Source organism: Alkaliflexus imshenetskii DSM 15055, assembly GCF_000517065.1.
In the GTDB taxonomy this organism is placed as follows: Bacteria; Bacteroidota; Bacteroidia; order Bacteroidales; family Marinilabiliaceae; genus Alkaliflexus; species Alkaliflexus imshenetskii.
On the sequence record NZ_KI912105.1, the window covers coordinates 2,727,057 to 2,749,663 of the forward strand.

Annotated in this window: 19 protein-coding genes and 1 CRISPR repeat array; of the genes, 9 read left to right on the forward strand and 10 right to left on the reverse strand. The window is 43.6% G+C overall.

The window, feature by feature from the left end; genetic code table 11:
- Positions 1-47 precede the first annotated feature (47 nt).
- The 3 genes from cas1 to ALKIM_RS0111585 all read left to right on the forward strand — a co-directional run bounded on the left by cas1 (position 48) and on the right by ALKIM_RS0111585 (position 6,788).
- Positions 48-977: a type II CRISPR-associated endonuclease Cas1 gene (cas1, locus tag ALKIM_RS0111575; protein WP_026474796.1), complete on the forward strand. Its 930-nt coding sequence runs from the start codon at positions 48-50 to the stop codon at positions 975-977.
- On the forward strand, positions 965-1,297 hold the full coding sequence (cas2, locus tag ALKIM_RS0111580) for a CRISPR-associated endonuclease Cas2 (RefSeq protein ID WP_026474797.1): 333 nt from the start codon (positions 965-967) through the stop codon (positions 1,295-1,297). Before cas1 ends, cas2 begins: the two co-directional genes overlap by 13 nt.
- Positions 1,298-1,459: 162 nt before the next feature.
- Positions 1,460-5,371: a CRISPR direct-repeat array (repeat unit 46 nt; unit sequence GTTGTTAGCAATCCACCAAAGGTACAATTTGAAAGCAATTCACAAC).
- 718 nt (positions 5,372-6,089) lie between these two features.
- Complete coding sequence (locus ALKIM_RS0111585; protein ID WP_084555871.1) at positions 6,090-6,788, forward strand: energy transducer TonB; 699 nt, start codon at positions 6,090-6,092, stop codon at positions 6,786-6,788.
- A gap of 85 nt (positions 6,789-6,873) precedes the next feature.
- Here the strand turns inward: ALKIM_RS0111585 and ALKIM_RS0111590 are convergent, their stop codons facing one another.
- Complete coding sequence (locus tag ALKIM_RS0111590) at positions 6,874-7,977, reverse strand: adenylate/guanylate cyclase domain-containing protein (protein ID WP_026474799.1); 1,104 nt, start codon at positions 7,975-7,977, stop codon at positions 6,874-6,876.
- Between the two features lie 393 nt (positions 7,978-8,370).
- Here ALKIM_RS0111590 and ALKIM_RS0111595 point away from each other — a divergent pair, with 393 nt between their 5' ends.
- Complete coding sequence (locus ALKIM_RS0111595) at positions 8,371-8,691, forward strand: DUF4870 domain-containing protein (protein WP_026474800.1); 321 nt, start codon at positions 8,371-8,373, stop codon at positions 8,689-8,691.
- Positions 8,692-8,744: 53 nt separating this feature from the next.
- Positions 8,745-9,212: a WbuC family cupin fold metalloprotein gene (locus ALKIM_RS0111600; protein WP_026474801.1), complete on the forward strand. Its 468-nt coding sequence runs from the start codon at positions 8,745-8,747 to the stop codon at positions 9,210-9,212.
- Between the two features lie 148 nt (positions 9,213-9,360).
- Here the strand turns inward: ALKIM_RS0111600 and ALKIM_RS0111605 are convergent, their stop codons facing one another.
- The 4 genes from ALKIM_RS0111605 to ALKIM_RS0111620 are packed head-to-tail and all read right to left on the reverse strand — an operon-like array spanning position 9,361 to position 13,379.
- Positions 9,361-9,537, reverse strand: a complete 177-nt coding sequence (locus tag ALKIM_RS0111605; protein ID WP_026474802.1) for a MarR family transcriptional regulator — start codon at positions 9,535-9,537, stop codon at positions 9,361-9,363.
- A gap of 60 nt (positions 9,538-9,597) precedes the next feature.
- The gene (locus ALKIM_RS0111610) at positions 9,598-10,662 is read right to left on the reverse strand and encodes an ABC transporter ATP-binding protein (RefSeq protein WP_026474803.1); all 1,065 of its coding nucleotides are present in this window, start codon (positions 10,660-10,662) and stop codon (positions 9,598-9,600) included.
- Positions 10,659-12,314, reverse strand: coding sequence for an ABC transporter permease (locus ALKIM_RS18365; protein ID WP_044117908.1), 1,656 nt, complete (start codon positions 12,312-12,314; stop codon positions 10,659-10,661). Before ALKIM_RS18365 ends, ALKIM_RS0111610 begins: the two co-directional genes overlap by 4 nt.
- A gap of 45 nt (positions 12,315-12,359) precedes the next feature.
- Positions 12,360-13,379, reverse strand: a complete 1,020-nt coding sequence (locus ALKIM_RS0111620; RefSeq protein WP_026474804.1) for a Fe(3+) ABC transporter substrate-binding protein — start codon at positions 13,377-13,379, stop codon at positions 12,360-12,362.
- Positions 13,380-13,831: 452 nt separating this feature from the next.
- Between ALKIM_RS0111620 and ALKIM_RS0111625 the strand changes: the two genes are divergently transcribed.
- The gene (locus tag ALKIM_RS0111625; RefSeq protein WP_026474805.1) at positions 13,832-14,968 is read left to right on the forward strand and encodes an acyloxyacyl hydrolase; all 1,137 of its coding nucleotides are present in this window, start codon (positions 13,832-13,834) and stop codon (positions 14,966-14,968) included.
- A 145-nt stretch (positions 14,969-15,113) separates the two neighbouring features.
- The gene (gene hisS, locus ALKIM_RS0111630; protein WP_026474806.1) at positions 15,114-16,475 is read left to right on the forward strand and encodes a histidine--tRNA ligase; all 1,362 of its coding nucleotides are present in this window, start codon (positions 15,114-15,116) and stop codon (positions 16,473-16,475) included.
- A gap of 77 nt (positions 16,476-16,552) precedes the next feature.
- Here hisS and ALKIM_RS18370 read toward each other — a convergent pair whose 3' ends face one another.
- From ALKIM_RS18370 to ALKIM_RS0111645, 3 genes are all read right to left on the reverse strand, one after another.
- The gene (locus ALKIM_RS18370) at positions 16,553-17,044 is read right to left on the reverse strand and encodes a hypothetical protein (RefSeq protein WP_052345530.1); all 492 of its coding nucleotides are present in this window, start codon (positions 17,042-17,044) and stop codon (positions 16,553-16,555) included.
- A 26-nt stretch (positions 17,045-17,070) separates the two neighbouring features.
- Positions 17,071-17,487 (reverse strand): hypothetical protein, encoded by a 417-nt coding sequence (locus ALKIM_RS0111640; protein ID WP_026474807.1) that lies wholly within the window; start codon positions 17,485-17,487, stop codon positions 17,071-17,073.
- Between the two features lie 279 nt (positions 17,488-17,766).
- Entirely contained in the window at positions 17,767-18,318 is a 552-nt protein-coding gene (locus ALKIM_RS0111645; RefSeq protein ID WP_026474808.1) for an RNA polymerase sigma factor, read from the reverse strand.
- A gap of 180 nt (positions 18,319-18,498) precedes the next feature.
- On the opposite strand from ALKIM_RS0111645, the gene ychF reads away from it, so the two are divergent.
- Both ychF and ALKIM_RS20090 read left to right on the forward strand, forming a co-directional pair.
- The gene (gene ychF, locus ALKIM_RS0111655; RefSeq protein ID WP_026474810.1) at positions 18,499-19,599 is read left to right on the forward strand and encodes a redox-regulated ATPase YchF; all 1,101 of its coding nucleotides are present in this window, start codon (positions 18,499-18,501) and stop codon (positions 19,597-19,599) included.
- A 230-nt stretch (positions 19,600-19,829) separates the two neighbouring features.
- On the forward strand, positions 19,830-19,982 hold the full coding sequence (locus ALKIM_RS20090; RefSeq protein WP_173400721.1) for a hypothetical protein: 153 nt from the start codon (positions 19,830-19,832) through the stop codon (positions 19,980-19,982).
- Between the two features lie 11 nt (positions 19,983-19,993).
- Here the strand turns inward: ALKIM_RS20090 and ALKIM_RS0111665 are convergent, their stop codons facing one another.
- Both ALKIM_RS0111665 and ALKIM_RS0111670 read right to left on the reverse strand, forming a co-directional pair.
- Positions 19,994-20,386, reverse strand: coding sequence for a DUF3859 domain-containing protein (locus ALKIM_RS0111665; RefSeq protein ID WP_026474811.1), 393 nt, complete (start codon positions 20,384-20,386; stop codon positions 19,994-19,996).
- A 7-nt stretch (positions 20,387-20,393) separates the two neighbouring features.
- Positions 20,394-22,601: a tetratricopeptide repeat protein gene (locus tag ALKIM_RS0111670; protein ID WP_026474812.1), complete on the reverse strand. Its 2,208-nt coding sequence runs from the start codon at positions 22,599-22,601 to the stop codon at positions 20,394-20,396.
- Between the last annotated feature and the right edge of the window lie 6 nt (positions 22,602-22,607).

A 22,607-nucleotide genomic window follows, 5' to 3' on the forward strand; every position in this document is an offset into this window, starting at 1 on the left:
TAAATATTCGACGGATGCCTCAAAGTCGTTTGATGAATGTGTCTATCATGATTAAGAAAACACTCTATTTTGGCAACCCGGCGTACCTGAGTACCCGTAACGATCAGCTTGTAATCAATCTCCCGCAAGCCAATGGGCTTGATGATTCGAGTAATAGAAACACCATTCCCATAGAGGATATTGGCGTGCTTATTACCGACCATCAGCAAATAACTATTACGCATGCTCTGTTAGATAAACTGGTAGCCAATAATTGTGCTATAGTAACTTGTAACAGCTCACACCATCCGCATGGTTTGTTACTGCCTCTTGACGGCAATAGTGTGCAGTCTGAGCGGTATCGTCACCAGTTACAAGCATCAGTGCCTCTTAAAAAGCAGATGTGGCAGCAAACCATCAGGGCAAAAATCGAGAATCAGGCCGAATTGCTCCGAAACTTGTGTGGCGTTGCCACGGATAACATGATGCACTGGGCCGGAAGCGTTTCCTCTGGCGATGGCGAAAACCATGAGGCCAGAGCCGCCGCTTTTTATTGGGCTAATCTGTTTCCTTTTGCCGGATTTAAAAGAGGAAGAGAGGAAGATCCGCCAAACAATTTGCTCAACTATGGTTATGCCATTCTAAGAGCAGTTGTGGCCAGAGCATTGGTGGGTTCCGGTCTTATGCCCACGCTTGGTATACATCATCACAACCGATATAACGCCTATTGTTTGGCCGATGATGTGATGGAACCCTATCGGCCTTTTGTTGATAAAGTGGTTCTTGAAATAGTTAAAACTGCTACCAACTATACCGAATTGACCAAAGAGATAAAGTGGAAGTTGTTAAGCATACCACAGCTCGATGTGATTATTAATGGCAAAAGGAGTCCACTCATGGTGGGTGTGTCGCAAACAACAGCATCGGTTTATGCTTGTTTTGAAGGCAGCATCCGTAAAATTGCCTATCCTCAATTTCCTGAACCATGGAACGATTAAATGAGTATAGGGTTATGTGGGTAATGGTGTTTTTTGACTTGCCAACCGAAACCAAAAAGGATCGGAAAATCTATAGCGACTTTCGAAAGAAAATGCTGAAGGATGGCTTCGTTATGTTTCAGTTTTCGATATATATACGCCATTGTCCTAGTCGCGAAAATGCAGATGTGCACATAAAGCGGGTTAAAAAGATGCTGCCCGAAAGGGGCCACGTGGGCATTATCAGGGTAACTGACAAACAATTTGGTGAGATGGAGCTATTCATTGGCAAATCGCCTGAAAAAGTTGAAACACCATATTTGCAACTTGAGTTGTTCTAAATAGTAATCAAATCATAAAGCAAATTGAGGGCTTCGCATTAAGCGAAGCCCTCAATTTAAAAACAGTTCCTTACCAGTACTGTTTCCCAAATTGCCAACAACATTTTTCAATCCTAATTTTCGAGGTAAATTACAAACATCCAGGCGATTGTGTTGGGGTCTGTTGTTAGCAATCCACCAAAGGTACAATTTGAAAGCAATTCACAACACATTTGTGTTATCACAAAAAGTACAAGCAGTTGTTAGCAATCCACCAAAGGTACAATTTGAAAGCAATTCACAACATAAGCGGTCAAAGAGGCGTTTTAGGAATGTTGTTAGCAATCCACCAAAGGTACAATTTGAAAGCAATTCACAACTCTGCTGAATCAATTGCACGTATGTAATCGTTGTTAGCAATCCACCAAAGGTACAATTTGAAAGCAATTCACAACTTCTTGGTCGAGCTCTTCGACTATTATGTGTTGTTAGCAATCCACCAAAGGTACAATTTGAAAGCAATTCACAACCAGAATGGGGTGCTGAATCTGATAAGCTGTGTTGTTAGCAATCCACCAAAGGTACAATTTGAAAGCAATTCACAACTGACCCCGGTTGTGGTGTCTGTCGTGATGGGTTGTTAGCAATCCACCAAAGGTACAATTTGAAAGCAATTCACAACATGGCTGGACATGCTATATCTGTCGGCAATGTTGTTAGCAATCCACCAAAGGTACAATTTGAAAGCAATTCACAACAAACTTTTCAGTTTGTATCCCTTTTTTGTGTTGTTAGCAATCCACCAAAGGTACAATTTGAAAGCAATTCACAACGTACCAACTGCAAGATTATCAGGTAATTAGTTGTTAGCAATCCACCAAAGGTACAATTTGAAAGCAATTCACAACAGGGTTCTTTGTCTATTCACCAAAAATGAAGTTGTTAGCAATCCACCAAAGGTACAATTTGAAAGCAATTCACAACACAGTGCAGGCAGAGGCTCAGGTACAAGCGGTTGTTAGCAATCCACCAAAGGTACAATTTGAAAGCAATTCACAACAGGAAATTTATGACCCCGAAACAGACCCGAGTTGTTAGCAATCCACCAAAGGTACAATTTGAAAGCAATTCACAACAGAAGCACATCATTTCTCGGATTAGTCAGGTTGTTAGCAATCCACCAAAGGTACAATTTGAAAGCAATTCACAACTTCCGCGTAAGATGCCTGATGGTTCCCGCGGTTGTTAGCAATCCACCAAAGGTACAATTTGAAAGCAATTCACAACACAGGGGCTCCTACTATTACAGGTGTAAATGTTGTTAGCAATCCACCAAAGGTACAATTTGAAAGCAATTCACAACTTCCTTGCGTGTTGTTGGTTGCCGTGATTATGTTGTTAGCAATCCACCAAAGGTACAATTTGAAAGCAATTCACAACACTGCTCAATATGTAAGGCGCTATCAGATTGTTGTTAGCAATCCACCAAAGGTACAATTTGAAAGCAATTCACAACGCATGAACACACCGGAACGCCTTTTTCAATGTTGTTAGCAATCCACCAAAGGTACAATTTGAAAGCAATTCACAACAATTCTTTGCTCACTGAAAGCTCCTGTCGTGTTGTTAGCAATCCACCAAAGGTACAATTTGAAAGCAATTCACAACTCAACAAACAGGTCGGCAGAAGTAGCGGCCGTTGTTAGCAATCCACCAAAGGTACAATTTGAAAGCAATTCACAACACCTCGCCGTCTGGATGGTAAGTGGTAACAGTTGTTAGCAATCCACCAAAGGTACAATTTGAAAGCAATTCACAACAATGTCGCTGCTGCCAATGAAAGAAGTGATGTTGTTAGCAATCCACCAAAGGTACAATTTGAAAGCAATTCACAACTCAATGTAATGTGGGGGTATTTGCTTGGACGTTGTTAGCAATCCACCAAAGGTACAATTTGAAAGCAATTCACAACTTGATGACTTACATCTCCCGGAAGCTGAAAGTTGTTAGCAATCCACCAAAGGTACAATTTGAAAGCAATTCACAACATGTTCTTCTTCGTATTTGCGAATAACAAGTTGTTAGCAATCCACCAAAGGTACAATTTGAAAGCAATTCACAACCGTTCATTAAAAATGGAGGCGAAGGCAAAGGTTGTTAGCAATCCACCAAAGGTACAATTTGAAAGCAATTCACAACTGAAGATTACTCAGGATGAGTTTGAACACTGTTGTTAGCAATCCACCAAAGGTACAATTTGAAAGCAATTCACAACAGATGTGTTTGAAGCTCAGGAAAGGGCTTCGTTGTTAGCAATCCACCAAAGGTACAATTTGAAAGCAATTCACAACTATAGGATATACTACATCAAATAGGGTTAAGTTGTTAGCAATCCACCAAAGGTACAATTTGAAAGCAATTCACAACTGCTCTATTGCCTTTAATGTCGATACCAATGTTGTTAGCAATCCACCAAAGGTACAATTTGAAAGCAATTCACAACAAGAAGCCCTGAAATATAACCACCCCCGCGTTGTTAGCAATCCACCAAAGGTACAATTTGAAAGCAATTCACAACAAAGAGGCACCTAATAATTTTAATGCCTTAGTTGTTAGCAATCCACCAAAGGTACAATTTGAAAGCAATTCACAACATGGTCCAAGTTTATTGAACCCAGCCGTAGGTTGTTAGCAATCCACCAAAGGTACAATTTGAAAGCAATTCACAACCCGGAAAAGCATTACATGGATGGCGGATGGAGTTGTTAGCAATCCACCAAAGGTACAATTTGAAAGCAATTCACAACTTGGTAACGGAGGCGGAACTAACGATATGGGTTGTTAGCAATCCACCAAAGGTACAATTTGAAAGCAATTCACAACAATGCAGTTTCAAGTTCATAACTGCGATTGGTTGTTAGCAATCCACCAAAGGTACAATTTGAAAGCAATTCACAACTAATTTTCGGGGGCAATCGGGGAAAGTGTTGTTGTTAGCAATCCACCAAAGGTACAATTTGAAAGCAATTCACAACAGTTGAAACCATCCCCGTCGTAACTGTGCCGTTGTTAGCAATCCACCAAAGGTACAATTTGAAAGCAATTCACAACGCGGTGGATGGCTTCAAACGTGGAGATAAAGTTGTTAGCAATCCACCAAAGGTACAATTTGAAAGCAATTCACAACATTACGGACTTTTCAAAGTTTCTGCATTCGTTGTTAGCAATCCACCAAAGGTACAATTTGAAAGCAATTCACAACCCAAGGATGTATGATTAAACGAAAAAAGAGGTTGTTAGCAATCCACCAAAGGTACAATTTGAAAGCAATTCACAACTATAAATCTTGTACCAGATTGGGTTATATGTTGTTAGCAATCCACCAAAGGTACAATTTGAAAGCAATTCACAACAGGATGTGTCTACCAGGCAATTCAACCCATGTTGTTAGCAATCCACCAAAGGTACAATTTGAAAGCAATTCACAACATGGATTTGCCTGTGAGGGTGAATACAATGTTGTTAGCAATCCACCAAAGGTACAATTTGAAAGCAATTCACAACTAAAAATTTTGGGGGCCGTTTCATAATCAGGTTGTTAGCAATCCACCAAAGGTACAATTTGAAAGCAATTCACAACAGGTAGCTGTGAACTATGTCACCGATATGAGTTGTTAGCAATCCACCAAAGGTGCAATTTGAAAGCAATTCACAACGTGGCACGGTGGCACGTGTTTTTAGGGTCGTTGTTAGCAATCCACCAAAGGTACAATTTGAAAGCAATTCACAACAATATGACCGCATTGACCTGCATGCGGTGGGTTGTTAGCAATCCACCAAAGGTACAATTTGAAAGCAATTCACAACTAGTCGATGTCAAAAATGATTACAACAGAAGTTGTTAGCAATCCACCAAAGGTACAATTTGAAAGCAATTCACAACCTAAAGGCCGATGGTGTTACAGACAAGACAGTTGTTAGCAATCCACCAAAGGTACAATTTGAAAGCAATTCACAACTAGTGGACATATAGCGACTAAAATTTATGTGTTGTTAGCAATCCACCAAAGGTACAATTTGAAAGCAATTCACAACTGCTTTCCGCACCGCAACATCACTTTATCGTTGTTAGCAATCCACCAAAGGTACAATTTGAATTGTAGCGCAGCGGAAATCGGCGGAGCCAAAGCAATGCATACTTCCGCTAAGTGTGTCACATCCTTCATCATCCTGTTAGGCGGTTGTTCCACTCATTTTTCAAGTTCTCAAAATGTTGGCATATCGGTTATTGTCCATATATTTGTGCTAGTTGGTAATGCGGGTAAGAAAGTGCCATTAACCGCGGGAGGAGGGACACTGACAGCTGAATAAGACCAGCGTATTGCCAACAATCCCGATTAAAAAGAGAGGTAGCCTATGACTATCTCTCTTTTTTGGTTATCAAACTCTACGCTACTGAAGAGCCTTCCCATTGTTCTCGTTAATTGGGAGCCGTGTGCAACTGGTGAAGATTTCCAAGTTTTACCTCAACTATTGTTACCACACTCACATTGTTATCAGCAATTCCCCTTCGCAGTAATTAATTATTTAATACGTTGATAGTTTGTATGTGCCTGTGTTAATGTTTGTTATAATAATAATGATACATGGAGGCTATTGTTGACTTCCATTTAGACCTGTCATCGATTTAGTCTTCAACATTTTGGTATGATAAACGCGTCATGATAAAAAGGTTGTTTCTTTCGATTTACACTGATTTTAAAAATATATTAATCCATGACCTGTTTCATTTTACCAATGCAAATTCATTAAGATGAAAAGGAGATGGTTGGTTTTGTGTTTGTTTATGGGCGCTTTTCATCTGGCGGCAGAGTGTCAGGAGCTACCCGAAACAGTGGTTGAATCTCCCAGATTCAATCCAAAAGAGCGCGTGAGGAGAACTGAAACGGTCGGAAAACCGGCATTATGCTGTTACATGGAAAGCAATTTGGAGTATCCTTTAGAGGAGCAACAGTGTGGCAACGAGGGTGTTGTGGTTGCCATATTTGTTGTAGATCCCGATGGAAAGGTTGCTGATGTGGTGATTGAAAACTCTGTCTCCAGAGAACTCGACAGATGTGTGAAACGATGTATTACATCTACTTCCGGGCAATGGTTGCCTGGCAGGGTAAATGGTGTGGCGGTGCCAATGGAAAGCAGGGTGAAAGTGAATTTTGATATCCGTGGCAATGGCACACACCAGGAGATGGCCAATAAGTATTTGTTGGTGGCAATTCGAAAGTGTAATCGGGGTGACTGGCTAAGTCTTAATCCTGATATAAACCGACACAGGGTGACCAGGAAGTACAGGCAGGCGCATGAAAATTTGGTGCTGGCCGATAGGTACGCTCCCAATCATCCAGCTATAAAGCACTGGCATGTGGTGGTTTATGAAAGGCAGGAGGATTTAACCCGAATGAAGACAGCAATGTTTGAGCTTGATGATATCTTGCTGCATGCACTAAACGAATAAGGGCCTTTTAAAAAAGATTAGTTGATTTACCGGGCTGGTGGTTTCTTATCGTCAGCCCAGTTTTTTCAGGAGTTATCCGAGGTGTTTACAACATTTTGTCTGTCTGCAATTCCTTGGTTTTGTTTGCCCTTGATTGGAGGGGTCTGTGCAGATAGTACATGTTTACGGCTCCTTTGCCTTTTACTTTGCGGGAGATGCGGCGCACCAGAACGTAGTAATCATTGATAAGCTGGTAGGTGGAGTGTGATACGTTGATTTGCATCGGGTCGCAATAGGATTGCATGCGCGATGCGGTGTTAACGGTATCACCAAAAATATCGAAAGAGAGGTTGTTTTCGCTGATGATACCCGCCACAATGTCGCCCGAGTTTATGCCGATACGTATTTGCCAGTCGATGTGATGTTTTTGGTTGTGCTCCACAATATATTGTCGCATGCGTTCGGCCATTTTAGCGGCTATCAGGGCGTGATTTTGTGGGTTGTGCCACATGCCACTCACCGCCAGGTAGGCATCGCCAATGGTTTTTATTCGGGTACAGTTGTATCGCTCGGTTATCTGATCAAAGGCCGTGAAAATGGTCTGTAACTCGTCGAGCAACCTTTTGGGCGACATCTTTTGCGACTTTACAGTGAAGTCCACCAGGTCGGCCATTATCACTGTCACATTTTTAAACCGTTTAGGGGCTATGTCACCATAGTTTTTCATGGAGTCCAGAATTTCGGCAGGCAGCAGTCCCTTAAGCAGTTGGTCGCTTTTTTTCTTCTCTTCCTCCAGTTGGTGTTTTTGGTGCTTCAGCTCGTGCAGGGTGCCTGCCAAAGTCATGGCCGTATGCACGCGTGCCAGAAGCTCCTGAGGTTCAATGGGCTTTTTGAGATAGTCGATTGCGCCTGCCTCCAGCGCTTTTTTTACGTGCTCCGGTTTCGAGAATCCGGATACCATAATAATTGGTATTTCAGATGTGTTGGGATTGGCTTTAAGCGTTTGCAGCGCCTCCATACCCGAAAACTCAGGCATCTCCCAGTCCAAAAGAATGAGGTCGGGCTTCAACTTCATAGCCATCATAAATACTTCATAGCCGTTGCGGGCACGGAAATATTCCGCACCATTAAACATGGTTTCAAGATGGCTTATCATAAAATCCACCAGGTAGTCCACGTCGTCGGCAATGAGTATTTTTGGTTGGTTCATTGTGTTTATTGATTCAGCAGGCGAAATTAATAAAATTTAATCATTTATAACGTTTTGTTTCTTTTCTTGCCCGCATGTTTTTTGTTTAATTAAAACACTATTTTTGAGCTTAATGATAGAATGGGAGTGTGAGTTTTAGGTGTTGTCTGATTATAAGTAAAGTAGTTTTTTAGATGTGTAGAAGTTAGATAAGGAGATGTGCAGATGAGTCAGAAGAAAAGAGGTTTTATCTTCAAATGCTCTACAAAATCTGGCTATCTTAAAACCATACTGTCTCACATCATTTTATATCTGACATTTAAGTTTATTACATTTAAAAACCAAAAGGTGTTATATAGGGTTTAAACGTAACAAGAGGTAGAAACAGTTTCAATTATTTTAAAAATCTGAACAATGACAGAAAAAAATTTCGCAATGCTATGCCATTTGTCGGCTCTTGCCGGGTTTATTATCCCTTTGGGAAACATTATCGGCCCGTTGGTGGTCTATTTACTTAAGAAGGATGAAATGCCGGAGGTAGAGAGAGAGGGCAAGGAGTCGCTGAATTTTCAGATAACTTTAACCATCATCGCCTTTGCTGCATTTTTTATTCTTGGCTTCCGCCTGGCTCTTCTGATTCCTTTGGTAAACCTGGTGTTTGTAATTCTTGCATCGGTTGAAACATCAAATGGCCGTCCGTATAAATATCCCTTCAAGTTTGAATTGATAAAATAGAGGCATATATAATTGTAACAGCCTGATGGATGTTATATCCTAAACCAAATCACATGAAGCTGATTGAACAGAAAACCATTGACATGGTAGTGGAGGAGGCGCGGGTGAGTAGCCGCAAGCGTAAAAATTTTAACTACCATGTGCATCTTTCCGATCCAATTAACAGGATGCTCAATGCGCTGGAGCCTGGAACTTATGTGCAGCCACACAAACATGAAGATCCCGATAAGCGGGAAGTGTTTGTGATTCTCACCGGCCGTATGGGGGTTTTTATTTTTGATGACCATGGCAACGTGATCGAAACGGCTGTTTTGGATCGCGATGCGGGCGTTTATGGCATCGAAATTCTGCCCGGCACATGGCATGCCGTTGTTTCACTGGCTCCGGGCTCCGTGGTCTATGAGGTTAAAGACGGGCCTTATGAGCCGTTAAGCGATAAGAATTTTGCCGCATGGGCACCCAAAGAAGGAGCTCCTGAGGCCGCAGCATATCTGGCCAGTTTGGAGAAACTCATTGGGTAGTGCGAGACTGATAGATGGGAGCAGAGCGATTGGCGGTACACGTGAGGTTAAACAAATGTGTGTTTTAAATAATGATGCCGGCTTTAGAGGTTTCTGAACGATTCATAAAAAAAATCCCCCCGACTGTGGCAGTAGGGGGGTGTTTTTTTTATTTAGGCTCCCAGAAGCATCTTTTGGGCGAAACAATCTTTTCATCTTTCTGCAGTTGCTTCATCCCTTTTTCAACCTCTTTTTTGTCGATGCCGCTGAGTTCGGCAATCTCTCCGGCTTTCAATGGTTTACCGGCCTTCTTCATTGCATCTAAAATGGCGTCTGTTGTATTCATTTTTGTGGTTTTTATGTTTCATGCGAATTTAAGTATTTCACTACAGAAATTAAAATCGCATCAATCATTATTCAGCACCGAATAGCCGTTCTCACCTATCTTTAAATACTGTTTTTTTTGCAGATTGGCGGGCTCGGTGGCCAGATGCACTAATATCTCGGCGCTTGGTTTATCAGGAAGTGCCGTTGTGCAAATAATCTCAACGTATTCACCCATAAATCTAATCTTATTTATTTCTGCAGGGATGGCACCATCGGTGTCAGCATCTGCCAACTTAAAGGCTGTGGGGCGAATTGATACAGAGATAGTTTCATCGGCACTCTGTTTTATTCCCTCCGGTAATTGAAGCTCGCCCAGCGGTGTATTTAGCTTTTGGTTAACAATTGTTCCCTGAAGGATGTTGGTTTTTCCGAAGAAGTTGGCCAGATAAGCGTTACAAGGGTGATGGTACACATGCAGGGGTGTGCCGTTTTGTATGTTACGGCCATTTTGCATCACCACAACCCTGTCGGCAATGGCAAGCACATCTTTGGTGTCATGGGTGACGAATATGGCTGTAGTGCCCGATTTTTTCAGAATGGCACGCACATCTTCCCGAATTTCATTTTTTTTCATCGTATCGATGTTGGAGAATGGCTCATCGAGCAGGAGAATGCGCGGATGGGGCGCCAGAGCACGCGCCAGCGCCACCCGTTGTTTCTGTCCACCCGAAAGCTGATGGGGATAGCGTTTTTCAAATCCTGTGAGACCGGTCAACGCAATGGCCTCTTCAGCGGCTTTGGTGCTTTCACTTTTACTCAGTTTGAAGAGTCCGAAGGTGATATTTTCCCAAACGGTTTTGTGAGGAAAAAGTGCGTAATCCTGAAAAACAATGCCAATGCCGCGCTTTTCGGGAGGCATCATACGGTTGTCATCAAAAAGTGTCTGGTCGTTGATGGTGAGCTTGCCTTTGTCGGCAGTTTCAAATCCGGCAATGATACGTAAGGCTGTGGTTTTGCCACATCCGCTTTCTCCCAGCAATGCCACAATCTCACCCTTGTTGGCGGTTAAACTGAAATTTTCCAGTGCCGGATGTTTGGTTCCTGTATAGGTCTTTGAGATGTTATCGGCATGAAGAATCTTCATAGTTTGTTGTTTTTCAGAGTGTGGTTTAACAGGAAAACGGCTATAAGTCCTATGAGTATGATGATGAGTGACGCTGGTGCTGCTTCGGCAACACGTTCATCCGATGCAAATTCAAAGGCTCTGATGGCCAGTGTGTCAAAGTTAAACGGGCGCAGTATCAGGGTGAGCGGCAGCTCTTTAAGTACATCAATAAAAACCAGAAGCGCAGCCGACAATATGCCGGGACGAATCAGTGGCAGCACGATTTTGCGAAGTGTCTGAAAATTCGTCATGCCAAGTGAGCGCGATGCTTCATCCAGCGAATGAGATGTCTTCTCCATGGCGCTCTCCACATTGTTGAAGCCTACGGCCATAAAGCGCACCATATAGGCGAAAATTAAGGTGAACCATGTGCCGGTTATCAACATACGTATGGCTCCGGAGGTGACTGTGGAAATTTGCAGGTCGAGCCAGATGAAGGGAACCAGTATGCCGATGGCCACAACAGCCCCCGGAATGGCATAGCCTAAAGTAGCCATACGCGCCAAAAAGCGCGTGAGTTTAGATGGAAAGGTGCGGATGGTGAATCCAATTAAAATGGCTGCCACCACAACCACAACGCTGGAGATTGTTGCCAGCAAAAAACTGTTCTGAACCAACGCAAAAAAGCGGTTGTCGAGCACCAAATGGGCTGTTTGCCACGTCCAATATACCAACATTGCCACGGGCAGCAAAAAGCCAAAAAGCACCGGAAGCGTTGTAACAATCAACGCCATCATGCCAGCCATCCCGCTAAGGTGTTTTTTCAGGATGGGCTTGTGACTGCCGCTTACCATGTCGTATCGGCGATTGCCGCGTTGAACCCTTTCGGTTAACATCAGCAAGAGGACAAAAAACATAAGTATGCCACTCAGTTTGATGGCTGAAACCGGACTCCCAAAGGCAAACCACGCAGTGAAAATGCCGGTAGTGAAGGTGTCAACGCCAAAGTAGCTTACCACGCCATAGTCGTTGAGTACTTCCATGAGTGCCAAAGAGACACCGCCCACCAGTGCGGGACGCGCCAGCGGCAGCACAATTTTACAAAATACGGCAAAAGTTGAGCGCCCAAGCGAGGCTCCGGCTTCGCTGATAGATGCCGATTGGCGTGTGAACCATGTTTTTGCAATCAGAAATACGTAGGGATAAAGCGACAGGGACAAAATCACGATTGCACCCGGAAGCGAGAGTATGTTGAAGAAGAGGAATTGTCCCGTTTCAACACCCATGTTGTTTCGCAGGTACACATAAAGTGGCGAAGTGTAATCGAGCATCGCCACCCATGTGAATCCAAGTATGTATCCAGGAATGGCAATGGGTAAAATGAGTGCCCATACCATAATTCTGCTGCCCGGAAAGCGGTACGTGCTTACGAGCCAGGCCGTGGATGTACCGATTAAAAACACCAGAAATCCAACCCCGAGAAGCAGATAGAGGGTGTTTGCCAGATAGCCGGGCAACAGATTGGAAGTGATGTGACCCCATGCATGATCACCGGCCTTTAGCAGATGGGTGAAAATTATCAGCAATGGGAACACCACAGCCATGCCAATGATAAAAGTGGCTACTGACCAACGGTTGAAATAGTTTTGCTTTCGGGCAGGATTAAATTTTTCGGTTAAAAATCTGAACATCTTGATCTGTTTGTCCGCAAGTAAGCGGTTTTTGGAGGGGCTGGTCTATTCCCAGCCCACAGTGTTGAAAATAACCATTGCCTGGTGCAGGTGCTGTCCCAGTTTGTGCAACGGCAGTGTGTCAGCTTTAAATGTGCCCCAATCATTAAGCAATGCAGGCCATTCAATATTCGGATTTACAGGATATTCAAAGTTCTCTTCGGCAAAAAGAGATTGTGCGCGATTTTCGAGCAGGAACTCAATTAACTTGTTGGCATTTTCATAATTGCGGGCATTGGCGGCAATTCCCACACCACTGATGTTTACATGGGTTCCGCGACCGTTTTGGTTGGGAAAATGGATGCCCACCTGAGCGGCTACTTCGCGTTCTTCGGCGTTGGAAGAGTTCACCAGCAGACCTATGTAATAGGTGTTGACGATGGCTATGTCACCCACTCCGGCAGCAATGGCCTTCACCTGGTCGCGATCGTTGCCACGTGGCGTTTGGGCCATGTTGGCAACCAGTTTGTGTCCCCATTGTGTGGCACTATCGGTGCCCAGCGCTGCAAGGATGGATGCCATTAGTGTCTGGTTGTAATGGTTCTGTGATGAACGTACCAAAATCCGTCCATTCCATTTGGGGTCGGCCAGTTGCTCATAACTGTCCAGCTCCGATGGATTCACCCGCTCTTTGTGATATACTATCACACGGGCGCGTTTTGTGAATCCGGTCCAGAAATCCTGGTCGTCGCGGTAATGAGAGGGTACTATTTCTTTGATTTTTTGCGACTCAAAAGGTTGCAGAAGACCCATTTCGCGTGCCAGTATCAGGCGCCCCGCATCGGCCGTAATAATAAGGTCGGCCGGCGATCGCTCGCCCTCCATCTGAAGTCTGTTGATAAGCTGATCCGAATTGGCTTTTATGAGGTTTACCCGTATGCCGGTTTGCTGGGTAAACTCGGCAAACAGAGCTTCGTCGGTACGGTAATGACGACCTGAGTAAACATTCACCTCCTCGCCGGAGGGGCCGCATGAGGTTGCAACAAGGGCAATTGCAGCAATAATTAAATGGATGGTATAACGCATAAAAAATCTGGATTAATGAACTGTTTATCAAGGTTTGTATAGCAAAATTTGATTTTCCGGCAGTTGGTGATAATTGTTGTCGGCGAAAATCTTACTGTTTTAACCATCGGCAAACAACATAAACAGTTGTTGATTTTACAATTATTTCATTCAAAACGTGTGATTACATTCCTAACAAACAATGATAGGTGCCAATGGGTTTATGTTTGGAGGGAAAATCTAATGTAATAGTTGTTAAAAAGATGTTTCAACGAAACAATGTTTTTCAATTTTCACTGCCACTTATCGTGTGGTCGTAAAATCATTGCCACATTTTGCGTACACTTTACGATGCCCGGGTATCAATTCACGGTGTTTGGCGACCAACCGTTTTGTTGGTGTGAGGTATTGGAACTATTTTTGTTCGCCAAACCAAATATTTATAAGTTTTCTAACCCAAGTTTTTCCATTTTATGAGGTTGTCATTAATTCTAGTTGTTTTAGGCTTCTGCTTTTTACCGGCAACGGGTCAGTATCAAAGCAGTTTCAGAGACTTCAGATTTCTCGAAATTCGTGGCCATACCGGCAATCATCTCTACACCGGCGAAGAGTTGAAGGATGTGCTGGCCAACGGTTATGGATCTGTTGAGGTTCGTTACGGCTGGCAGAGTGCCAACCCCGATGGCTGGCAGAGCATGTATCTTTACCCTGCCTACGGATTGGGTTGGTACAGTGGCTTTGTGGGTAACCCTGAGCAACTGGGTAAACCCGGAGCCGTTTATGGTTTCATCTCTTTTCCGTTGTTTAATCACCACCGCCACCAGATGATGATTGAACCTGCTTTTGGGCTCAGCTATGATCTGAAACCTTATGATGAAGAGACCAATGCCCATAACGATGCCATCGGGTCACGGTTCAATGTGTATTTCAACTTCAATATAGGAGCCAGATATCGGTTAAACCGAGAGATAGATCTCACCTATGGCCTCGATTTTACCCATTTTAGCAACGGCCGTTCCTTCCGACCCAATTCCGGTCTTAATATGTGGGGGCCAAACGTCGGGTTCAGATACCATTTCAATACAAAACAGAACAAAGTTGATAACTCAGCCTTTCCGAAAGTGATTCTCGATAGTCGCCCAATGTTGACACATTTTAATCCGGCAACCCCTATTCGTAAGGGTGAGATGCTTGTTTATGCGGCTGGCGGCATTGTGCAAAATGATGAGGATAAAGGAACCAACAAACAACATGGCACTTTTACTTCATTTGCGGAGTATAATTACCGGCTCAATATGAAAAGTGGTTTTGCTGCGGGCGTAAACTGGTTTTATGATGGGAGCCTTGTGAGCAGTTATGATGCATATTCGCATCACTTTTATGGTGTGCATGCCGGATATGATTTCATGTTCTGGAATTTCAGCTTTCGGGTACAGGTTGGAACATATTTACACAACCAGGCCTTTGATATGAAAGGCAATTTCTTTTTCCGTCCGGCGCTAAAATATGACATCAACAAACGTTTTTTTGCGCAACTTGGCCTTAAAACGATGGCCGGCTTCAAAGCCGATTGGGTTGAGTATGGTCTTGGGGTCAGGTTGTTTAACTGATGGCTTCATGAAATCAAATCTCCTCTGAGTAGTCGGAAAATGATCCATCTGTTGTACCTTTGCGTTTTTCAATAATATTCTATTAATGCATCCGGCCATTCTGAATAAATGGCCCGGGTTGATCCGGTAAATATTTTCATTTTTTATGGCTCAGAAACCATCAATTCCCAAAGGGACACGTGATTTTACACCTGCCGAAATGGTGCGGCGCAATTTTATTTTTGATACCATCAAAGGGGTGTTTCAGATGTATGGCTACATGCCCATTGAAACCCCTGCCATGGAAAACCTCGATACATTGCTTGGTAAGTACGGCGAAGAGGGGGACAAGCTGCTCTTTAAAATCCTTAATTCAGGTGATTTTCTTTCCAAGTCGGATGCGGCACTTTTAGCTGCTCGAGATTCAAACCGCATCACTGGCCAAATAAGTGAGAAAGGTCTGCGATATGACTTGACTGTGCCGTTTGCCCGTTTTGTGGTACAGCACCAAAATGAAATCACACTGCCTTTTAAGCGCTATCAGATACAGCCCGTTTGGCGTGCCGACCGTCCTCAGAAAGGCCGTTACCGCGAGTTTTTTCAGTGCGACGTGGATGTGGTAGGCAGCGATGGCCTTATCAACGAAGTGGAACTTATTCAAATTGTGGATGAGGTTTATCGTAAACTAAATATCCGGGTGGTGGTGAAGCTGAACAACCGTAAGGTATTGGCCGGCATTGCTGAAATTATTGGTGAAGCCGACCGGATGGTTGATATCACTGTGGCTATCGACAAACTTGATAAGATAGGCCTCGACAAAGTAAATGCCGAACTGCACGAACGTGGCCTTACACCGGAGGCCATTGATAAACTTCAGCCAATTCTTGCTCTGTCTGGCAGCAATGGGGAGAAACTGCAATCGCTTTCGCAGATTCTAAGCCAATCGCCCACCGGATTAAAGGGGGTTGAAGAGCTTACAACGGTTTTGAAAATGGTGGACACGCTTAAGTTGCATACACCTGTGGAGCTTGACTTAACGCTTGCCAGGGGACTGAATTACTATACAGGCGCTATTTTTGAGGTGAAGGCTCTTGACGTGGAGATTGGAAGTATCACCGGCGGTGGACGGTACGATGACCTTACCGGCATCTTTGGGTTAAAAGGGGTGTCGGGCGTTGGTATCTCTTTTGGAGCCGACCGCATTTTTGATGTGATGAACCAGATGAATCTTTATCCCGACACTGTAACGGCTGCCACGCAGCTGCTGTTTGTTAACTTTGGTGAGAAGGAAGCAGCGCACTGCTTGGGACTGGCCACCTTTTTTCGCAACAAAGGTGTGCGCACCGAACTATATCCCGATGTGGCCAAGATGAAAAAACAGATGTCCTATGCCGATAAAAAGGGTATCCGTTTCGTAGCTATGGTGGGAGAGGACGAAATCAACAACAATAAAATAACCCTGAAAAACATGGTTTCGGGCGAACAACAAACGCTCACACCCGAGGAGGCTCTAAGCTTAATCGGTTAATGTTATTAGGAGATAAAAAAAGTCCGGATGGTTATTGGGTAGCCATCCGGACTTTTGCTTATAAACAATTAACTCCCTTATATTCTCGAGATAAACTGATTTTTTTCTTCCTGAGATTCTATGCTGGCATTTGACTCACGGATGACTCTTATCAGACGTATTCTGAATTCATGCTCGGCTTCGTATAGCAATATCACCTGATCGATGGTCAGTATTTGTTTGAATTTCTGGTGGTAGTGCCGGTCGAGCCGTGCCTCTTCCCAACGCAGTTGCATCTGCAGGTCGAGCGATGCCTCTTTTTGTGCCGCAGTGAGCTTCTCCATGTTCTCTTTTAACTCAATACGTGCAGTACTGCGACGGGTAATCAGGCTGTCTTTCTTTTGCCAGTATTCATTGTAAACCGGCCAGAAGCGCTGCGCAACCGCACTGGTGAGACCAATGCGCTCGGTAATAAATGCCGCTTTTTGTGCCTTTATGCGCTCAATTTGTTCAGCTTTTGGGCATTTGGTTTGCGCTTCTATGCTAAACGATAAAATGATGGCGAATAGTGTAATAATTAAGCTTTTCATAAGCTATGTCAATTAGTTGGGGAATTTCAATAAAACAGGGTAAGCATAATCAAATCTTCATCATCAATGCCTTTGAACAGGATGCTGTCGGGCATAATTTCAATGTTTGAGATCCCTTTTTCGGTGATTATCTCAAGCAACTCGTGCTCGCCGTAATAGTCGCCGGGCGAGAAGTTGAAAAATCCACCATTGCTGATGGTTTCCTGATTAAACTGTCCGGGGTAAATGCGTTCCGGAAGTTGCTTATAAAGCAGTGCAATGATAAGAAATGCAGCAGCCATGCCTATCCATGGGGCAATAAGCGATAGCTTGGAGCCTATTTTATGCTTTTCAGGGCTTTCCAAATCAATTTGTCGCATCAGGCGTGCGTCAAACCCTTCGAAGTAGCCATCAGGTACTTCAAAAGGATGTTTGGTATTCCATTTTGGTATGTCTTCACTCATGTTGGTAATCTTTGATAAACGCAATTCCGGAAGGTTTGCATTTTTTAGACCATGTTATATTTAAAAAGTTTAATCTGTTGTAATCAGGATGTTTAAAACAGATGTGAGGTAATTGGATTTGAAATGGTTAGATGTGTGTGGTTCACTCGTGAAGATGTCTGTAACTATCTTCTTACCCACCTGGCTCCCTCACCATCTTACATCCAAACACCTTTTTAGCTAAAATCTCAACATCTTTCTATCTCCCATCTATACATCTAATATCTAAACATCTCAACATCAAAACAACTCTTTATCAATGAGTGCTTCAATTTTACGCACTGCATGAAAATAGGAGGCTTTTAGAGCTCCTACGGAGGTGTTCAGGATTTCGGCCATCTCTTCATACTTCATCTCATCAAAATACTTCATGTTGAATACCAGTCGCTGCTTGTCGGGCAGAGTAAGAATACTTTTCTGAAGTCTTTTTTGAATTTCATCGCCATTGAATAGCGGATCCTCGTCCAGTTGACCAGACATCACCGACTCCAAATCATCGAATGAGTTGAGCAGTTCTGTTCGTTTTTTGTTTAAATGGTTGAGCGCTTCATTGGTGGCAATGCGATAGAGCCAGGTAAACAATGCGGAATCACCGCGAAAGTTTCCCAGATTTTTCCAAACCTTGATGAAGGTGTTTTGAAGAAGATCATCGGCATCCTCATGAATTATGACCATTTTTCGCAGATGCCAATACAGACGTTGCCGGTATTTCTCTACCAGCATCGAAAAGGCCTCTTCGCGTTGCCGCGGAATCTGCGCCATGGTTAATATTTCCTGATCGGTTGGATGCATGAATGGTGCTTTCAGTGTGCGAATGTACAAAAAAGTTATTGGAGACGTGAAGTTTGATTCGGATATCACTGTTGAACCTGAGTGGCATTTTGTTAAGAATTGCAATAGTAATATAATTGATGCCCGAAATGCTGAAAATTTGATGTACTTTTGCACGCTGAAATTTAACAATCTAATCTCATGGCCTTAAAGTGCGGTATCGTAGGTCTTCCCAACGTGGGAAAATCAACTCTTTTCAACTGTTTATCCAACGCCAAAGCGCAGTCGGCAAACTTTCCTTTTTGCACCATTGAGCCCAATTTGGGTGTTATCACTGTGCCCGATGAGCGGTTGACAGAACTTGAGCGTTTGGTAAAACCGCAGCGTGTGGTTCCTACCACCGTCGAAATTGTGGATATTGCAGGTCTTGTGAAAGGTGCCAGCAAAGGCGAAGGGCTTGGCAATAAGTTTTTGGCCAATATACGTGAGACCGACGCCATTATTCACGTGCTGCGCTGCTTCGAAGATGACAACGTAACTCACGTGGATGGTTCTGTGGATCCGGTGAGAGACAAAGAGGTGATCGATATTGAGCTTCAGCTCAAGGATTTGGAAACAGTGGAAGCCCGCCTTCCAAAAGTTGAGAAAATTGCCAAAACCAGTAAGGATTTTGATACGAAAAAACTATATGAAGTGCTGGTGAAGTATCGCGAGGCTTTGTTGCAAGGCAAGTCTGCCCGCACCGTTGAACTCACCGAACCTGAGCTAAAGGTGTCACGCGAGTTGTTTCTGCTTACCAATAAGCCGGTGATGTACGTGTGCAACGTGGACGAAGCCTCTGTTGTAATGGGCAACAAACACGTGCAAGCTGTTAAGGAAGCCGTTAAGGACGAAAACGCCGAAGTGTTGGTGATTGCTGCACAAACAGAAGCTGACATTGCTGAACTGGAGACTTTTGAAGAGCGCCAGATGTTCCTCGAAGACTTGGGCCTCAAGGAGTCGGGTGTAGCCAAGTTGATTCGTTCAGCATACCGATTGCTCGAACTTCAAACCTATTTTACGGCAGGTGAAAAAGAGGTACGTGCCTGGACTTTCCATAAAGGATCACTCGCTCCGCAGGCGGCAGGGGTTATTCATACCGATTTTGAGAAAGGGTTCATTCGTGCTGAGGTTATAAAATACGATGATTATTTGAAATATGGCTCGGAAAATGCCTGTAAAGAGGCCGGAAAGATGAATGTGGAAGGGAAGGAGTATGTGGTTTGCGATGGCGACATCATGCACTTCAGGTTTAATGTGTAACATTTATCTTGCATTGACAGCGCTAATGAGTCATCCGAATTGAAGCCTTAAATGGCTCATAGTCTTGAAAAAAAAGAGTTAAATAATTATAAACAGAGTTTTTGCTGTTGGTGAAATAGCAATTTCTTTCTTTATTTGTATCGTTACAGTAATTGTTGAATGTACATTTAGTGGCATATTTTAATAACAGTTTGTAAGTTAATGAGAAAGAAAGATTAATAATTAGAGTGATGAGATTTAATATGTTTAAAACGGAGGAGAAAGAGACTGAGGTCATTGCGAGGTTAAAAAGAAAGATTTTGATCTATTCAATTGTAGAAGTTGTAATTGTTTTGGTGTTGATAGCTTTTGGCACTTTCCTGTTTAGCATCACTCTTTCGTAGTTTTTCCTAACCTATTCCATTATTTGCAGGGAGAATGTTTTTCGCGCAATCTCCTTCCCGTCGAGCCAGGAAATTAATTCCCATTCTCCGGCTTTATCTTCGTAGGGTGGCCACACCGTATCTCCCAGAAAAAAAGACCAATCGTTACTATTTACAAATTCTTCACCGTCAAATGGCGGAGCAATATCTCCTTCCTCATTAAAAAATGGAGGATGGTTAATTGTAAAGGACAGTATTGAGCCTTTGGCTTTCTTAATTTTCAACACGTATCCAAATTCTATTTCAGGAGTAACCGGAATCACAGTTGTTATCTCTTTTAATTTTGGCAATTCCCGCGACGCCCTGTCCCATGTTTCGTATATCCCGTAGCTGTAGAGTTCAATTTGCGGCTTCTTCTTTGGCATAATTGTTCTAGAGGTTGTTAAGATAATATCTGAGTTGATCCATCATTATTGGGATGTCTGTTTCATCCACATGATGCTGAATGAGTATTTGCCTGTCATTTTCAAAAGCATCGAGAAATTCTTTGATCGAATGACCGGGATGCGTCACGCTTTTCTGGTACCAGTTTAGCGCTTCCTGACGCTTGCCTTCACACCATTTCACATGCCCCATGTTCATGAAGTCGTGCTGATTTGGGTTGTCGTTCAGCAGTTTTTGACAATACTTTTCGGCCTGATCAAACTTTCCCAACGCCAGCGCACACCATACAATGGGGCGCCACACTTTTTTGTTTGATGGATCCAGATACTCCACTTTGAAATAGTATTTCAAAGCATCGGTAAAGTTCTTGGTTTCGAGGAGGCAATGACCAATGCTCACTTGGGTGTGCAGATTGTCGGGCGCTACCCGTTCGGCCTCCAGATAGTACTCAAGGGCTTTTTCAGGATTCTTCAGATGGCGGTAACAGAGTGCAATTTTTTTCAGGTTCCACAGTTGGCCGTGGTTAAACAAATCGGCTTGCAGGTATAGCTCCAGCGCCTGCTCATGTTGTTGCAGCTGTTGGTAACAAAAGGCTTGCTTTTGAAGTATCTGCATCGATGGGGTGCTCTTTTTTGCCAGCTGATTAAACACTTCCAATGCTTCGGCATAGCGGTCTTTTTCAAAAAGGTACTCGCCCAGTTTCAATAAAAGGTCATCTCCCGGAAACAGAAACTGAATGAACCAGCGGTTGTGAAAATCCATTTTCCACGAGAAGGGATCTTCAAAGCTGTGGCGCTGTCTGTGTACCCTGAAAAACCGGTAAAGATCCTGAATGTATTGGTTTGAGATGGCGAGTGCCTGCTTTTCGTGCTGTATCAGCTCATCACTCTTCTCTATTTCGCGTATGGCGCCCAGTTCGGCCAAAAACATCTGTCCCATCATCTCCTTTTGAGCCGAAGGCATTTGTGGTATGCTCAGGATGAGTGAATATTTGTCGGAATTGCAGAGTATTCCCGATTCGGCCATTCCCTTAAGCAAATCGGGATTGCGAAATGGCCCGCTTTCGTGCTTCAGTATGTCGTTTACAATGGGGCTGGGATAGCTAAAAGGCAGAAACCAATTGTCGATGAGGTTGAAGAAAGAGAAGTGTTTCAGCATCCTGAAAGTGGATAGAAACAGGTCGGCTCCTTCCATCTGCAATTTGGAGAACTCCTCAAGTTTGCCCATCAGTTCGGGTGAGTCAGAGAGGATGTTTTCCCAATCGGGATTTTTGCCTTCCTGGAAGCTTTCGCCTAAAATATTGTCCAAATCAAGCCGGTTTCTGAGGTTTGGGTGGATTCTGGCCACTTCCGGTAATATTTCATCGGTCAATTTGCGGGCAAGCTTTTCTGTTTCTCGCGTTCGGGTAAGCTGAATGATGATGGATTGCAGTATCTGAATCTCTTTGTTGTTCGATTTGAGGGCTTCGAGTTTTTGTAATGCAGTGGGATATAGGTGAAGCCGCTTGTCGTAGTTGTAAAGCACTAAAAGCAGACCGGTCAACGCTCTTTGTTTTACTTCCGGATTGGCGTGACCCGTCAAATCAAAAAGCAGCTCAACTGCTTTAATGTTGAAGTAATGCATCAGATGGATGGTGATTGCGCTCACCATCACACATTGCCTGTCCCATGGCAATCCTTTGTCCGAAAAGAGGGTGTTGGTATCATCTGCGAATTTGTAAACCTTCTCATCGGTTAAAAGAAGTGAGAATAGCGTTTGGTATCCTTCACTGAGAATTTCTGAGATGGGCAACTCTTCCTCGTGCATTAGGGCGCGCTTGTCGAGCTCGGCAAAGCAGGCAGCCAGTGTATCGGTGAATAGTGATGCCGGAACAGATTCGTACTTGCGGCGCAATTCGCAAAAAGGCCCCTGCCCATATCTGGTGAAAAGGGTCAGGAAAATGTCGTCGGCAAGTTTGAAGATGTCGGCCACCAGATGGTTATATATTTTCTGACGTTCGGGATCGGTGAAGCCTTCTACAGTATAATGCAACAGGCTTTTGTAGGTCATCTCGATGTTGTAATGGGTATCAATCAGCTCACTTTTGTGGGTGTCTTTTACCACCTCGCGCAACATATCCAATGCTTCTTTAAGCCTTTTAAGGTTAAGCAGAGTGTAAGTTTTTGATTGTTTTTTACGTATTGCTGAGTGTTCCATCTGTTT

What these genes read in the sequence shown, in the direction of transcription:
- ALKIM_RS20090 (WP_173400721.1), top strand. Translation starts at nt 19,830, where the DNA reads ATGAGATTTAATATGTTTAAAACGGAGGAGAAAGAGACTGAGGTCATT.
- ychF (WP_026474810.1), top strand. Translation starts at nt 18,499, where the DNA reads ATGGCCTTAAAGTGCGGTATCGTAGGTCTTCCCAACGTGGGAAAATCA.
- ALKIM_RS0111605 (WP_026474802.1), bottom strand. Translation starts at nt 9,537, where the DNA reads ATGAATACAACAGACGCCATTTTAGATGCAATGAAGAAGGCCGGTAAA.
- ALKIM_RS18370 (WP_052345530.1), bottom strand. Translation starts at nt 17,044, where the DNA reads ATGAAAAGCTTAATTATTACACTATTCGCCATCATTTTATCGTTTAGC.
- ALKIM_RS0111665 (WP_026474811.1), bottom strand. Translation starts at nt 20,386, where the DNA reads ATGCCAAAGAAGAAGCCGCAAATTGAACTCTACAGCTACGGGATATAC.
- ALKIM_RS0111670 (WP_026474812.1), bottom strand. Translation starts at nt 22,601, where the DNA reads ATGGAACACTCAGCAATACGTAAAAAACAATCAAAAACTTACACTCTG.
- ALKIM_RS0111640 (WP_026474807.1), bottom strand. Translation starts at nt 17,487, where the DNA reads ATGAGTGAAGACATACCAAAATGGAATACCAAACATCCTTTTGAAGTA.
- ALKIM_RS18365 (WP_044117908.1), bottom strand. Translation starts at nt 12,314, where the DNA reads ATGTTCAGATTTTTAACCGAAAAATTTAATCCTGCCCGAAAGCAAAAC.
- ALKIM_RS0111620 (WP_026474804.1), bottom strand. Translation starts at nt 13,379, where the DNA reads ATGCGTTATACCATCCATTTAATTATTGCTGCAATTGCCCTTGTTGCA.
- ALKIM_RS0111595 (WP_026474800.1), top strand. Translation starts at nt 8,371, where the DNA reads ATGACAGAAAAAAATTTCGCAATGCTATGCCATTTGTCGGCTCTTGCC.
- hisS (WP_026474806.1), top strand. Translation starts at nt 15,114, where the DNA reads ATGGCTCAGAAACCATCAATTCCCAAAGGGACACGTGATTTTACACCT.
- cas1 (WP_026474796.1), top strand. Translation starts at nt 48, where the DNA reads ATGATTAAGAAAACACTCTATTTTGGCAACCCGGCGTACCTGAGTACC.
- ALKIM_RS0111600 (WP_026474801.1), top strand. Translation starts at nt 8,745, where the DNA reads ATGAAGCTGATTGAACAGAAAACCATTGACATGGTAGTGGAGGAGGCG.
- ALKIM_RS0111625 (WP_026474805.1), top strand. Translation starts at nt 13,832, where the DNA reads ATGAGGTTGTCATTAATTCTAGTTGTTTTAGGCTTCTGCTTTTTACCG.
- ALKIM_RS0111610 (WP_026474803.1), bottom strand. Translation starts at nt 10,662, where the DNA reads ATGAAGATTCTTCATGCCGATAACATCTCAAAGACCTATACAGGAACC.
- ALKIM_RS0111590 (WP_026474799.1), bottom strand. Translation starts at nt 7,977, where the DNA reads ATGAACCAACCAAAAATACTCATTGCCGACGACGTGGACTACCTGGTG.
- cas2 (WP_026474797.1), top strand. Translation starts at nt 965, where the DNA reads ATGGAACGATTAAATGAGTATAGGGTTATGTGGGTAATGGTGTTTTTT.
- ALKIM_RS0111585 (WP_084555871.1), top strand. Translation starts at nt 6,090, where the DNA reads ATGAAAAGGAGATGGTTGGTTTTGTGTTTGTTTATGGGCGCTTTTCAT.
- ALKIM_RS0111645 (WP_026474808.1), bottom strand. Translation starts at nt 18,318, where the DNA reads ATGCATCCAACCGATCAGGAAATATTAACCATGGCGCAGATTCCGCGG.